11 protein-coding genes are annotated in these 13,430 nt (G+C 55.9%); all 11 read left to right on the top strand.

The window, feature by feature from the left end; translation table 11 throughout:
- The first annotated feature begins 95 nt into the window (after positions 1 to 95).
- The 11 genes from recF (at position 96) to ABLV17_RS03065 (ending at position 13,429) form a co-directional block, all read left to right on the top strand.
- Entirely contained in the window at positions 96 to 1,169 is a 1,074-nt protein-coding gene (recF, locus tag ABLV17_RS03115) for a DNA replication/repair protein RecF (RefSeq protein ID WP_045378107.1), read from the top strand.
- A gap of 28 nt (positions 1,170 to 1,197) precedes the next feature.
- Positions 1,198 to 3,612, top strand: a complete 2,415-nt coding sequence (gene gyrB, locus ABLV17_RS03110) for a DNA topoisomerase (ATP-hydrolyzing) subunit B (protein ID WP_087858873.1) — start codon at positions 1,198 to 1,200, stop codon at positions 3,610 to 3,612.
- A 202-nt stretch (positions 3,613 to 3,814) separates the two neighbouring features.
- The gene (gene yidA, locus ABLV17_RS03105) at positions 3,815 to 4,627 is read left to right on the top strand and encodes a sugar-phosphatase (protein WP_015369035.1); all 813 of its coding nucleotides are present in this window, start codon (positions 3,815 to 3,817) and stop codon (positions 4,625 to 4,627) included.
- Positions 4,628 to 4,946: 319 nt separating this feature from the next.
- Positions 4,947 to 5,960: a hypothetical protein gene (locus ABLV17_RS03100; protein WP_087858874.1), complete on the top strand. Its 1,014-nt coding sequence runs from the start codon at positions 4,947 to 4,949 to the stop codon at positions 5,958 to 5,960.
- A 5-nt stretch (positions 5,961 to 5,965) separates the two neighbouring features.
- Positions 5,966 to 7,093, top strand: coding sequence for a BamA/TamA family outer membrane protein (locus tag ABLV17_RS03095; protein ID WP_162750194.1), 1,128 nt, complete (start codon positions 5,966 to 5,968; stop codon positions 7,091 to 7,093).
- A gap of 232 nt (positions 7,094 to 7,325) precedes the next feature.
- Complete coding sequence (gene dgoR, locus ABLV17_RS03090) at positions 7,326 to 8,015, top strand: D-galactonate utilization transcriptional regulator DgoR (protein ID WP_015369039.1); 690 nt, start codon at positions 7,326 to 7,328, stop codon at positions 8,013 to 8,015.
- The gene (locus ABLV17_RS03085; RefSeq protein WP_308958540.1) at positions 8,012 to 8,890 is read left to right on the top strand and encodes a 2-dehydro-3-deoxygalactonokinase; all 879 of its coding nucleotides are present in this window, start codon (positions 8,012 to 8,014) and stop codon (positions 8,888 to 8,890) included. Before dgoR ends, ABLV17_RS03085 begins: the two co-directional genes overlap by 4 nt.
- The gene (locus ABLV17_RS03080) at positions 8,874 to 9,491 is read left to right on the top strand and encodes a 2-dehydro-3-deoxy-6-phosphogalactonate aldolase (protein WP_004181595.1); all 618 of its coding nucleotides are present in this window, start codon (positions 8,874 to 8,876) and stop codon (positions 9,489 to 9,491) included. Before ABLV17_RS03085 ends, ABLV17_RS03080 begins: the two co-directional genes overlap by 17 nt.
- Positions 9,488 to 10,636: a galactonate dehydratase gene (gene dgoD, locus ABLV17_RS03075; RefSeq protein WP_016946147.1), complete on the top strand. Its 1,149-nt coding sequence runs from the start codon at positions 9,488 to 9,490 to the stop codon at positions 10,634 to 10,636. Before ABLV17_RS03080 ends, dgoD begins: the two co-directional genes overlap by 4 nt.
- A 177-nt stretch (positions 10,637 to 10,813) precedes the next feature.
- A complete protein-coding gene (locus ABLV17_RS03070; protein WP_047037691.1) occupies positions 10,814 to 12,151 on the top strand; it encodes an MFS transporter in 1,338 nt (445 codons plus the stop codon).
- Between the two features lie 51 nt (positions 12,152 to 12,202).
- Positions 12,203 to 13,429: a DUF3748 domain-containing protein gene (locus ABLV17_RS03065; RefSeq protein ID WP_308958539.1), complete on the top strand. Its 1,227-nt coding sequence runs from the start codon at positions 12,203 to 12,205 to the stop codon at positions 13,427 to 13,429.
- Position 13,430: the final 1 nt, after the last annotated feature.

The raw sequence follows: 13,430 nt of genomic DNA, 5'->3' as shown, positions 1-13,430 counted from the left end.
GCTCGCAATCCTCACGTACTTTAGTACGCTCCGGTTGCTGCGCGCTGGCCGAAACCAGACTAACTGCGCCGATAACGCCCTGGTTATGAGCTGATATGTCGCTATCCCGACTCCTAATCAAAGATTTTCGCAATATCGAAAATGCGGATCTCGCTTTATCCCCCAGCTTTAACTTCCTGGTTGGCGCAAACGGCAGCGGCAAAACCAGCGTGCTGGAAGCTATCTATACGCTCGGCCACGGCCGGGCGTTTCGCAGTTTGCAAATTGGCCGGGTGATTCGTCACGAGCAGGATTCGTTTGTCCTGCACGGGCGTTTACAGGGCGAAGAGCGCGAAACCGCCATTGGCCTGACCAAAGACAAACAGGGCGACAGCAAGGTGCGTATCGACGGCACCGACGGCCACAAGGTGGCAGAACTGGCGCACCTGATGCCGATGCAGCTAATCACGCCGGAGGGGTTTACTTTACTCAACGGCGGCCCCAAATACAGAAGAGCGTTCATTGATTGGGGATGCTTTCATAACGAAGCCGGATTCTTCACCGCCTGGAGCAACCTGAAGCGCCTGCTGAAACAGCGCAACGCCGCGCTGCGCCAGGTGAGCCGTTATGCGCAACTGCGGCCGTGGGATCTGGAATTAATTCCGCTGGCGGAACAAATCAGCCGCTGGCGTGCCGAATACAGCGCCGCTATTGTCGAAGACATGGCGGATACCTGTCAGCAATTTTTACCGGAATTCACCCTCACCTTCTCTTTCCAGCGCGGCTGGGAAAAAGAAACGGACTACGCCGAGGTGCTGGAGCGGAATTTCGAACGCGACAGAATGTTAACCTACACCGCCCACGGCCCGCATAAAGCGGATTTTCGCATTCGCGCCGATGGGGCGCCGGTGGAAGACACCTTGTCGCGCGGGCAGCTTAAGCTGCTGATGTGCGCCCTACGACTGGCGCAGGGCGAGTTCCTGACCCGCGAAAGCGGGCGGCGCTGCCTGTACCTGATAGATGATTTTGCCTCGGAGCTTGACGATGCCCGGCGCGGGCTGCTTGCCAGCCGCTTAAAAGCCACGCAATCGCAGGTTTTCGTCAGCGCGATCAGCGCTGAACACGTAATGGACATGTCGGACAAAAATTCGAAGATGTTCACCGTGGAAAAGGGTAAAATAACGGATTAACCCAAGATTAAATGAGCGAGAAACGTTGATGTCGAATTCTTATGACTCCTCCAGTATCAAAGTCCTGAAAGGGCTGGATGCGGTGCGTAAGCGCCCGGGTATGTATATCGGCGACACGGATGACGGCACCGGTCTGCACCACATGGTATTCGAGGTTGTGGATAACGCTATCGACGAAGCGCTCGCAGGTTACTGTAAAGACATCGTTGTTACTATCCACAGCGATAACTCCGTCTCCGTACAGGATGACGGTCGCGGCATCCCAACCGGCATTCACCCAGAAGAGGGCGTCTCCGCGGCGGAAGTTATCATGACCGTCCTGCACGCCGGCGGTAAATTCGATGATAACTCCTATAAAGTGTCCGGCGGTCTGCACGGCGTAGGCGTCTCGGTGGTTAACGCCCTGTCGCAGAAGCTGGAGCTGGTTATCCAACGCGATAACAAAGTCCACAAACAAATTTATGAGCACGGCGTGCCGCAGGCGCCGCTGGCGGTAACCGGCGAAACAGAAAGCACCGGTACCATGGTGCGTTTCTGGCCAAGCCTGGAAACCTTCACCAACGTCACTGAATTCGAATACGAAATCCTGGCGAAACGTCTGCGCGAGCTGTCGTTCCTGAACTCCGGGGTCTCTATCCGCCTGCGCGATAAGCGCGATGGCAAAGAAGACCATTTCCACTACGAAGGCGGCATCAAGGCGTTTGTTGAGTATCTCAACAAGAACAAAACGCCGATCCACCCGAATATCTTCTATTTCTCCACCGAAAAAGACGGTATCGGCGTTGAAGTGGCGCTGCAGTGGAACGACGGTTTCCAGGAAAACATCTACTGCTTTACCAACAACATTCCGCAGCGTGACGGCGGTACTCACCTGGCGGGCTTCCGCGCGGCGATGACCCGTACCCTGAACGCCTACATGGATAAAGAAGGCTACAGCAAAAAAGCGAAAGTCAGCGCCACCGGCGACGATGCGCGTGAAGGCCTGATTGCCGTGGTTTCCGTGAAGGTGCCGGATCCGAAGTTCTCCTCTCAGACCAAAGACAAGCTGGTCTCCTCTGAGGTGAAATCGGCGGTTGAGCAGCAGATGAACGAACTGCTGAGCGAATACCTGCTGGAAAACCCGTCCGATGCGAAGATCGTGGTCGGCAAAATTATCGACGCCGCGCGTGCGCGTGAAGCCGCGCGTCGCGCCCGTGAAATGACCCGTCGTAAAGGCGCGCTTGACCTGGCAGGCCTGCCGGGCAAACTGGCGGATTGCCAGGAACGCGACCCGGCGCTGTCTGAACTGTACCTCGTGGAAGGGGACTCCGCGGGCGGCTCTGCGAAACAGGGCCGTAACCGTAAGAACCAGGCTATCCTGCCGCTGAAGGGTAAAATCCTTAACGTCGAGAAAGCCCGCTTCGATAAAATGCTCTCTTCTCAGGAAGTGGCCACGCTTATCACCGCGCTGGGCTGCGGCATCGGCCGCGATGAGTACAACCCGGATAAACTGCGTTATCACAGCATCATCATCATGACCGATGCGGACGTCGACGGCTCGCACATTCGTACCCTGCTGTTGACCTTCTTCTATCGTCAGATGCCGGAAATCGTGGAACGCGGCCACGTTTACATTGCTCAGCCGCCGCTGTACAAAGTGAAGAAAGGCAAGCAGGAACAGTACATTAAAGACGACGAAGCGATGGATCAGTACCAGATCTCCATCGCGCTCGACGGCGCGACCCTGCACACCAACGCCAGCGCACCGGCCTTAGCCGGCGAGTCACTGGAAAAACTGGTGGCCGAGTACAACGCGACGCAGAAAATGATTGGCCGCATGGAGCGCCGTTTCCCGAAAGCGATGCTCAAAGAGCTTATCTATCAGCCGACGCTGGCCGAAGCCGATCTGAGCAACGAGCAGACCGTCACCCGCTGGATTAACCAGCTGATCAGCGAGCTGAACGAAAAAGAGCAGCACGGCAGCCAGTGGAAGTTTGATGTTCGTGAAAACAGCGAGCTGCAGCAGTTCGAGCCGATCGTGCGCGTGCGTACCCACGGCGTCGATACCGACTACCCGCTGGATAACGAGTTCATCACCGGCGCGGAATACCGCCGTATCTGCACCCTCGGCGAGAAGCTGCGCGGGCTTATCGAAGACGACGCGTTTATCGAACGCGGCGAGCGCCGCCAGCCGGTAGCCAGCTTCGAACAGGCGCTCGACTGGCTGGTTAAAGAGTCGCGTCGCGGCCTCTCTATCCAGCGTTATAAAGGACTGGGCGAGATGAACCCGGATCAGCTGTGGGAAACCACCATGGATCCGGACAGCCGCCGCATGCTGCGCGTCACCGTGAAGGATGCGATTGCCGCCGACCAGCTGTTCACCACCCTGATGGGCGATGCCGTTGAACCGCGTCGCGCCTTTATCGAAGAGAACGCCCTGAAAGCGGCGAACATCGATATCTAAGCCTGTATTTCCCCGGTGACATGATGTCTATCGGGGCTACGGTTTTGCTAAACCCGGTACGCGTTGCGCTGCCGGGTTTTTCTTTTGCGGCAAAAGGGGAATCCGCCTGCGCAATCCATCCTCGTTTTCTCCCGCTGCGAGAGCTGTTTTTTGAGCGGAATCGCGTTAGCATGAGTGAAGACTCATCTTACCCGGGGATCCCATGGCTATTAAACTGATTGCAATTGATATGGACGGCACGCTGTTGCTGCCTGACCATACCATTTCTCCGGCGGTGAAAACCGCCATCGCGGCAGCGCGCGCCCGCGGCGTTAACGTGGTGCTGACGACCGGCCGCCCCTACGCTGGTGTCCATAGCTACCTGAAAGAGCTGCACATGGAACAGCCGGGCGACTACTGCATCACCTATAACGGCGCGCTGGTTCAGAAAGCCAGCGACGGCAGCACCGTGGCGCAAACGGCGTTAAGCTACGATGATTATCGCTTCCTTGAGCAACTCTCTCGCGACGTTGGCTCGCACTTCCACGCGCTCGATCGTAATACGCTTTATACCGCGAACCGCGATATCAGCTACTACACGGTGCATGAATCCTACGTGGCGACCATTCCGCTGGTATTCTGCGAAGCAGAAAAGATGGACCGTAATATTCAGCTGCTGAAGGTGATGATGATCGATGAGCCTGCCGTTCTCGATCGGGCCATCGCCCGTATTCCGGCGGAAGTGAAAGAGAAGTATACCGTGCTGAAAAGTGCGCCGTACTTCCTCGAAATCCTCGATAAACGCGTCAATAAAGGCACCGGCGTGAAGTCGCTGGCCGATACGCTGGGCATCAAGCCGGAAGAAATTATGGCGATTGGCGATCAGGAAAATGATATCGCGATGATTGAATTCGCCGGCGTCGGCGTGGCGATGGATAACGCCATCCCGACGGTGAAAGAAGCGGCGAATTTCGTCACTAAATCGAACCTTGAAGATGGCGTCGCCTTCGCCATTGAAAAATACGTCTTAGCCTAAGCGCATTTCGGGCCCGGAATTCTCCGGGCCTCAGACTGCTGACAAAGAAGGAAAAAGCGTGGTTTTTCCTTCTTTGTGGTTATCAGCCGAAAATCAATAAATTGATTTTCCATGTTTTTTGTCTGGTGCAATCTGTAAGTGCAACGGTTGCATGAGGTTTGTCATCAATCTCAGGCCCGGAATTCTCCGGGCCTGTCTTCTCTTTTTTCATGAATAGATGTTAATCCGCATTTAAATCCCTTAATCAGAGCAGGGGATTCTATAAGCTACCCGCCCCATTTTATGAATTCTGTTCTTAAGAACTAACATCATATTTCCTATGAATAAAAATCACTTTTTGATGTTGGTTGCGCTGCCTTTTCTCTCTTTTCAGGCCTGCGCGGCCGCAGAACCAACGACTCAACTTGAACCCGTATACGCCTGGCACGGTAGCGAACCGGCGGATCTGCCCGCGCCTGACAATAGCCAGGTCGCTGCGCCGGAATCGACGTCGGTCTTGCCTTTTTTAGGCGATGAAGCCAGAAAGCACGGCTACGTCCTGCCGCTGCCGTTTGGCGTCGGTGTTAACTATATGGATATGCGGCAAAATATTAATGTCGATAGCATTAATTTTACCGGTTTATCGTTAGGTAATTTTTCACTGGATAACGCCTTCCAGATTGGCGTCGGTAATACGCGGGAAAGCAGTAAAACCGAGACCCTTAAGCTGGATGCCTGGCTGCTGCCGTTTATGAACGTCTATGGCCTGGTTGGACATACTAAAGGCCATTCAATCTCGCAAATCGCCGTCGGTCTGAAAGGGCCGAATGGTAAAGTAGTGCCCATGCCAGGTATGCAGGATCTTGATTTTCGCCTTGATTTTAAAGGCACGACTTACGGCGTTGGCACCACGCTGGTGGGCGGCGTCGGCAACTGGTTCACGGTATTAGACGCCAACTATACGCAGACGCGTTTTGATATTCTCGACGGCAGCATTGATGCTTTTACCTTTTCGCCGCGTTTGGGCTATCGTTTCAATACCCCCTCGGTAGATGCGCTGCATCTGCCCAACGGGAAGCTGAATATCTGGGTTGGCAGCATGTATCAGGATGTGCAGCAGGAATTTAAGGGCAGCCTGAACGATCTGTCGATGCCGTCGACGATGCTGCAAAACATGGTCAATCTGGCTAACAAGAACGGTAACGGTCGCTTTGATGTGAAACAGCATCTGCAGTCGCCGTGGAACGTGCTGGTGGGCGCGCAGTATGAGATGACCCGGAACTTTAATATCACTACGGAGTTTGGTTTTGCCGAACGTAACAGTTTCTTTATCGCCGGCGAGTATCGCTTTTGAGACGACTGTTTAGCGCCATCCTGCTGCTAACATGCCTTGTTATTGGGCAGGCGCAGGCGCAGGCGCTCAGCCGCGAAAAAATCGACGGCTGGTTGCAAAACCTTGGTGCCAGCGACAAGTTCGACGCCAGCAAAGGCATCGACTGGGGCGTCATGCCAGGGCCATTTTATACGCCGGAGCTGGGGCTTGGATTGGGTACGGCCGTTGTGGGCATGTATCGCCCGGACCCAAATGACACCATCAGCCAGAACTCCACGCTGACGCTTAGCGGCTACGTTAGCTCCACCGGCGCGTTTGGCCTCAGCGTTAAAAACTATGCTTTTTTCGACAACGATTTGTGGCGGGTATTTGTTGAAGGCTCGATGGCCAACACGCCGACTTACTACTGGGGACAGGGTTTTCACGCCGGCGACAAAGACAATGAGAAAGAAAAATATACCGCCCAGGTGCTGACTCTGCGCCCGATGGTCTACCGGCAGCTCGTCGATAATGTCTACCTGGGGGCGGGGTGGTCGCTGGCGGCGCAAAATGCCGATGAGATGGACCATGACGATCTGCCGAAAATAGAAAACACCCCGCAGGGGCCGTCGGTATTCAGCTCCGGCGCCAGTATTGATATCAACTGGGACGATCGCGATTTTGTTCCCAACCCACGCAAGGGCCAGTACGCCGATTTTCGCTATACCCATTATGCGCCGGGACTCGGCAGCGATACGCGTTTTGATGAGTTTCGCCTGCACTATAGCCGCTATCAGGCCCTGAGCGATAAAAGCGTGCTGGCCTGGGAAGCGGATGGCACCTTCACCCAGGGCGATGTGCCGTGGAGCATGATGCCGCTGCTCGGCAGCGATGAACGTATGCGCGGCTACTACCAGGGGCGCTACCGCGATAAAAACGTGGTCAGCTCTCAGCTGGAATACCGTCGTCAGTTGACGTGGCGACACGGCGTTGTTGCCTGGGTCGGCGCGGGCACCATGGGGCCATCCATTGATTCACTGAATGATGGACGCTGGCTACCTTCGGCGGGCGTCGGCTACCGCTTTGAATTCAAACCTCGCGTTAATATTCGCCTCGACTACGGTATCGGTAAGGGCAGCAGCGGCTTTTACTTCCAGGTCGGCGAAGCGTTCTAACTCTTATTTACCTCCTTTCCTGCTTTGACGGCGCCATCTGTCGTGGTCACAGGCATTTTTATTTTTATGGATTGTTCTTTTTGTGATCTAAATTGTAGTACAACACAATAATGTTGTACTACATTTAGCTCATGACGACGACGTCTGACATCACGCTAGTAGTACAAAAGTGAGGCGAAATTCGACAGCGACGGTAAAGTAGAGCAGTACACATAGAGCATAAGGACTCTCCATGACTCTCAATAAAACCGATCGCATCGTGATCACGCTGGGCAAACAGATTGTCAGCGGTAAGTACGTACCGGGTTCGGCGCTACCGGCCGAAGCAGAACTGTGTGAAGAGTTTGAAACTTCGCGCAACATCATCCGCGAAGTGTTTCGCTCGCTAATGGCGAAGCGGCTGATCGAAATGAAGCGTTATCGCGGCGCGTTTGTCGCTCCCAGAAACCAGTGGAACTACCTCGATACTGAGGTTCTGCAGTGGGTACTGGAAAATGATTATGACCCGCGTCTTATCAGCGCGATGAGTGAAGTGCGTAATCTGGTAGAGCCCGCCATTGCACGCTGGGCGGCGGAACGCGCCACCTCAAGCGATCTGGCGGAAATCGAGTCGGCGCTCAATGACATGATCGCCAACAACCAAAACCGGGATGCCTTTAACGAGGCCGATATTCGTTACCACGAAGCGGTGCTGCAGTCAGTACATAACCCGGTTTTGCAGCAGCTTAGCGTGGCGATCAGTTCGCTGCAGCGGGCGGTATTTGAACGGACCTGGATGGGTGATGAAGGCAACATGCCGAAAACCCTGCAGGAACATAAAGCGCTATTTGACGCCATTCGGCATCAGGATAGCGACGCGGCGGAGCAGGCGGCGTTGACGATGATCGCCAGCTCGACACGAAGGCTCAAGGAAATCACATGACGGCTCGCTACATCGCAATAGATTGGGGATCGACGAATTTACGCGCCTGGCTTTATCAGGGCGAAGAATGCCTGGAAAGCAGGCAATCTGAAGCGGGCGTAACGCGCCTGAACGGTCGCTCTCCCGCTGCGGTGTTAGCGGAAATTACCCAACACTGGCGCGATGGCGCCACACCGGTGGTGATGGCAGGGATGGTCGGCAGCAACGTGGGCTGGAAAATCTCCCCCTATTTGCCGCTTCCTGCCGCTTTCTCGGACATTGGCCAGCAGTTAACTGCCGTTGGCGACAATATCTGGATAATTCCCGGCCTTTGCGTTTCCCGTGACGATAACCATAACGTCATGCGCGGAGAAGAAACGCAACTGCTGGGCGCACGCGCCTTAGCCCCTTCGTCTGTCTACGTGATGCCGGGAACCCACTGCAAATGGGTACTGGCCGATCGCCTGCAAATTCACGATTTTCGTACCGTTTTGACCGGTGAGTTGCATCATCTGTTGCTTCAGCACTCGCTGGTGGGCGCCGGCTTACCGCCGCAGGAGACGTCCGCCGACGCATTCGTGGCCGGTCTGCAGCGCGGTATCAACAACCCCGCCGTCCTGCCGCAGCTGTTTGAAGTGCGCGCTTCGCACGTGCTGGGCGCGCTGCCTCGCGAGCAGGTTAGCGAATTTCTTTCCGGCCTGCTGATTGGCGCTGAAGTTGCCACCCTCAGCGACACGTTCGCCGGGAAGCAGGCTATTAGCCTCGTCGCCGGATCATCGTTAACGTCCCGCTATCAGCAGGCATTCGCCGCCATTGGCCGCGAAGTCACCGCGGTTGCGGGCGATACGGCATTTCAGACAGGAATAAGGAGCATCGCTTATGCAGTGGCAAACTAACCTTCCGCTTATCGCTATCCTGCGCGGTATTACGCCAGACGAGGCGCTGGCTCACGTTGGCGCCGTTATCGACGCCGGTTTCGACGCGGTCGAAATCCCGCTGAACTCGCCGCAGTGGGAGAAGAGTATTCCGCAGGTCGTCGATGCTTACGGCGAGCAGGCGCTTATCGGCGCGGGCACCGTGCTGCAACCGGAGCAGGTCGACAGGCTGGCGGCCATGGGCTGTCGGCTGATCGTGACGCCAAACATTCAGCCGGAAGTGATCCGGCGGGCGGTGGGTTACGGCATGACCGTGTGTCCAGGCTGCGCCACCGCCAGCGAAGCCTTTAGCGCGCTCGATGCCGGCGCGCAGGCGCTGAAAATCTTCCCGTCATCGGCTTTTGGACCGGATTACATCAAAGCGTTGAAAGCCGTGCTGCCGCCGGAGGTTCCGGTCTTTGCCGTTGGCGGCGTGACGCCGGAAAACCTGGCGCAGTGGATTAATGCCGGTTGTGTGGGGGCTGGGCTGGGTAGCGATCTCTATCGCGCCGGCCAGCCGGTTGAACGTACCGCGCAACAGGCAGCCGCATTCGTAAAAGCGTATCGAGAGGCAGTGAAATGAAAATAACCAATATCACCACGTACCGTTTACCTCCGCGTTGGATGTTCCTGAAGATTGAAACCGATGAAGGCATTGTCGGCTGGGGCGAACCGGTGATTGAAGGGCGCGCCCGCACGGTGGAGGCGGCCGTTCATGAATTTGGCGACTACCTGATTGGCCAGGATCCGGCGCGGATTAACGACCTGTGGCAGGTGATGTACCGCGGCGGCTTTTATCGCGGCGGCCCGATTATGATGAGCGCCATCGCCGGTATTGACCAGGCGCTATGGGATATTAAAGGTAAGGTCCTGAATGCCCCGGTCTGGCAACTGATGGGCGGGCTGGTGCGCGACAAAATTAAAGCCTACAGCTGGGTGGGCGGCGACCGCCCCGCCGAAGTAATTGACGGGATTAAGAAGCTGCGCGGTATTGGTTTCGACACCTTTAAATTAAACGGCTGCGAAGAGATGGGGCTCATCGATAATTCCCGTGCGGTTGATGCGGCGGTGAATACCGTAGCGCAAATCCGCGAAGCGTTTGGCAATGAAATTGAGTTTGGTCTCGATTTTCATGGCCGCGTTAGCGCGCCGATGGCTAAGGTATTAATTAAAGAGCTGGAGCCATATCGCCCATTATTTATTGAGGAGCCGGTATTAGCCGAGCAGGCGGAATATTATCCGCGGCTGGCGGCGCAAACGCATATTCCAATTGCCGCCGGCGAACGTATGTTCTCGCGCTTTGAATTTAAACGGGTACTGGAAGCGGGCGGGGTGGCTATTTTACAGCCCGATTTGTCGCACGCAGGCGGTATTACCGAATGCTATAAAATTGCCGGAATGGCGGAAGCCTATGACGTTGGGCTGGCGCCGCACTGCCCGCTGGGGCCGATCGCGCTGGCCGCATGTCTGCACGTCGATTTCGTTTCACATAACGCGGTTTTCCAGGAACAGAGCATGGGGATCCACTACAACAAAGGCGCAGAACTTCTTGATTTTGTGAAAAATAAAGAAGATTTCAATATGGAAGGCGGCTTCTTTAAACCTCTGATGAAGCCGGGGCTGGGCGTGGAAATTGATGAGGCCCGCGTGATTGAGTTAAGTAAAAATGCGCCGGACTGGCGAAATCCGTTGTGGCGGTATGAGGATGGCTCTGTCGCCGAATGGTAAATGCGCGTCATACTTCGCACTGGTGATGCGTTGGCTGCATTTTCTTACCCTGGTCACATACTATTGTATGCTCCCAGGGATGCGAAAATTTGCCGCCTTTCCCCAGCACGAATTATTTAGCGCATCGCAACATAGTTATTAATAAAAAACAAAAACACCCTCTGTAAATTACCGGGCATGGTGAGCGGCTTCGCTATGCCCAAAATCTGGAGACAGATTGCGATGGATATTTCAGTTACCGCTGTAAAACCCGGGCGTCGCCGTTATCTGACGCTCATCATGATCTTTATTACCGTGGTTATTTGCTATGTTGACCGCGCCAACCTCGCCGTCGCCTCGGCGCATATTCAGGAGGAGTTTGGTATTAGCAAAGCGGAAATGGGCTATGTATTTTCCGCCTTTGCCTGGCTGTATACCCTCTGCCAGATCCCAGGCGGTTGGTTTCTTGACCGCGTAGGATCCAGGCTTACCTACTTTATCGCTATATTTGGCTGGTCCGTCGCGACGTTGCTACAAGGCTTCGCCACCGGCTTAATGTCGCTGATTGGTTTACGCGCCATTACCGGCATCTTCGAAGCGCCAGCTTTCCCGACCAACAACCGCATGGTGACCAGCTGGTTCCCGGAACACGAACGCGCCTCTGCCGTTGGGTTTTATACCTCGGGGCAATTTGTGGGTCTGGCCTTCCTCACGCCGCTACTGATCTGGATCCAGGAGCTATTAAGCTGGCACTGGGTATTTATCGTTACCGGCGGTATCGGCATTATCTGGTCGTTAATCTGGTTTAAGGTTTATCAACCGCCGCGCCTGACTAAAAGCATCAGCAAAGCCGAACTCGACTATATCCGCGACGGCGGCGGCCTGGTGGATGGCGATGCGCCGCTGAAGAAAGAGGCGCGTCAACCATTATCCAGAGCGGACTGGAAGCTGGTCTTTCACCGTAAGCTGGTTGGCGTTTACCTTGGGCAGTTCGCGGTTACCTCGACGCTGTGGTTTTTCCTGACCTGGTTCCCGAATTACTTAACCCAGGAAAAAGGCATCACCGCGCTGAAGGCCGGCTTTATGACCACGGTGCCCTTCCTCGCCGCGTTTTTTGGCGTCCTGCTCTCCGGCTGGTTGGCGGATAAGCTGGTGAAAAAAGGCTACTCGCTGGGCGTGGCGCGCAAAACGCCGATTATCTGCGGGCTGCTGATCTCCACCTGCATCATGGGGGCGAACTATACCAACGACCCCGTCTGGATCATGGCGCTGATGGCGCTGGCATTCTTCGGCAACGGCTTTGCGTCTATCACCTGGTCGCTGGTCTCCTCCCTGGCGCCGATGCGCCTGATCGGCCTGACCGGCGGGGTCTTTAACTTCGTTGGCGGACTGGGTGGCATCACCGTCCCGCTGGTGATTGGCTATCTGGCGCAGGATTACGGCTTTGGCCCGGCGCTGGTTTATATCTCCGTAGTGGCGCTGATAGGCGCGCTGTCTTATATCCTGCTGGTCGGCGATGTGAAACGTGTAGGCTAAATTTTGGCGATACGCTACCCTGATGCGTAAGTCTCGCATCAGGGTATCGTCATGAAACAAGTCACTTTTGCTCCCCGTCACCATCAGCTTACCAATATCAATACCTGGACCCCGGACAGCCAGTGGCTGGTTTTCGACGTCCGCCCGTCGGGGGCCTCTTTCACCGGCGAGACCATTGAGCGGGTGAATATCCATAGCGGCGCCGTTGAGACGCTCTATCGCGCCGCTGACGGTGCCTGCGTTGGTGTGGTCACCGTACACCCGACGCAAGATAAATACGTTTTTATTCACGGCCCGGAACACCCGGATGCCAACTGGCATTACGATTTTCATCACCGCCGCGGGGTGGTGAACTGGCAGGGTGAAACCCGCAATCTTGATGCGCTGGATATTACCGCGCCTTATACCCCCGGCGCGCTGCGCGGCGGCAGCCATGTTCATGTCTTCAGCCCTGACGGCCAGTTTGTTAGCTTCACCTATAACGACCACGTACTGCACGAGTACGATCCGGCGCTGGATCTGCGCAACGTTGGCGTGGCCGCGCCCTATGGCCCGGTGAGCCCGCAGGGCACGCATCCCCGTGAATATGCCGGCAGCCACTGGTGCGTGCTGGTAAGCCGTACCACGGCGAACCCAGGACCCGGCAGCGATGAGATCAATCGCGCTTATGAAGAGGGGTGGGTCGGCAATCATGCATTAGCGTTTATCGGCGATACGCTGGCGGAAAACGGCGACAAAGTGCCTGAACTGTTTATGGTGACGCTGCCGCGGGATGAGGCGGGCTGGAAGCGGCAGGGCGATATGCCGCTGGCCGGTACTGCAACGACGCTGCCCGCGCCGCCGGCAGGCATTAACCAGCGTCGCTTGACCTTTACCCACCAGCGCCGCTATCCGGGGCTGGTGAATGTACCGCGCCATTGGGTACGCGCCAATCCGCAGGCCACCGAGATCGCCTTTCTGATGCGTGATGACGCAGGCGTTGTACAGCTGTGGCTTATCGCGCCTGCGGGCGGCGAGCCGCGTCAGTTAACACATACTGCTACGGGGATTCAGTCGGCGTTTAACTGGCATCCATCGGGCGCGTGGCTGGGATGCGTGGTGGAAAACAAAATTGCGCTCTGCGATGCCCGCAGCGGCGCGGTAAGTTATTTGACGACCGATCGCGAAAATCCGCCGTCCGCGGATGCCGTCGTATTTTCGCCGGATGGCAAATACCTGGCGTGGATGGAAGACGTCGACGGTTATCGCCAGTTGTGGATAACCGAAACGCAGCGCTAGC

This window comes from Klebsiella sp. CN_Kp091, from assembly GCF_040065095.1.
Classification (GTDB): Bacteria; Pseudomonadota; Gammaproteobacteria; order Enterobacterales; family Enterobacteriaceae; genus Klebsiella; species Klebsiella aerogenes.
The sequence above is the reverse complement of the archived record's forward strand: the minus strand, read 5'-3'. Positions and strand labels throughout refer to the sequence as shown.

What these genes read in the sequence shown, in the direction of transcription:
- recF (WP_045378107.1), top strand. Translation starts at nt 96, where the DNA reads ATGTCGCTATCCCGACTCCTAATCAAAGATTTTCGCAATATCGAAAAT.
- gyrB (WP_087858873.1), top strand. Translation starts at nt 1,198, where the DNA reads ATGTCGAATTCTTATGACTCCTCCAGTATCAAAGTCCTGAAAGGGCTG.
- yidA (WP_015369035.1), top strand. Translation starts at nt 3,815, where the DNA reads ATGGCTATTAAACTGATTGCAATTGATATGGACGGCACGCTGTTGCTG.
- ABLV17_RS03100 (WP_087858874.1), top strand. Translation starts at nt 4,947, where the DNA reads ATGAATAAAAATCACTTTTTGATGTTGGTTGCGCTGCCTTTTCTCTCT.
- dgoR (WP_015369039.1), top strand. Translation starts at nt 7,326, where the DNA reads ATGACTCTCAATAAAACCGATCGCATCGTGATCACGCTGGGCAAACAG.
- ABLV17_RS03085 (WP_308958540.1), top strand. Translation starts at nt 8,012, where the DNA reads ATGACGGCTCGCTACATCGCAATAGATTGGGGATCGACGAATTTACGC.
- ABLV17_RS03080 (WP_004181595.1), top strand. Translation starts at nt 8,874, where the DNA reads ATGCAGTGGCAAACTAACCTTCCGCTTATCGCTATCCTGCGCGGTATT.
- dgoD (WP_016946147.1), top strand. Translation starts at nt 9,488, where the DNA reads ATGAAAATAACCAATATCACCACGTACCGTTTACCTCCGCGTTGGATG.
- ABLV17_RS03070 (WP_047037691.1), top strand. Translation starts at nt 10,814, where the DNA reads ATGGTGAGCGGCTTCGCTATGCCCAAAATCTGGAGACAGATTGCGATG.
- ABLV17_RS03065 (WP_308958539.1), top strand. Translation starts at nt 12,203, where the DNA reads ATGAAACAAGTCACTTTTGCTCCCCGTCACCATCAGCTTACCAATATC.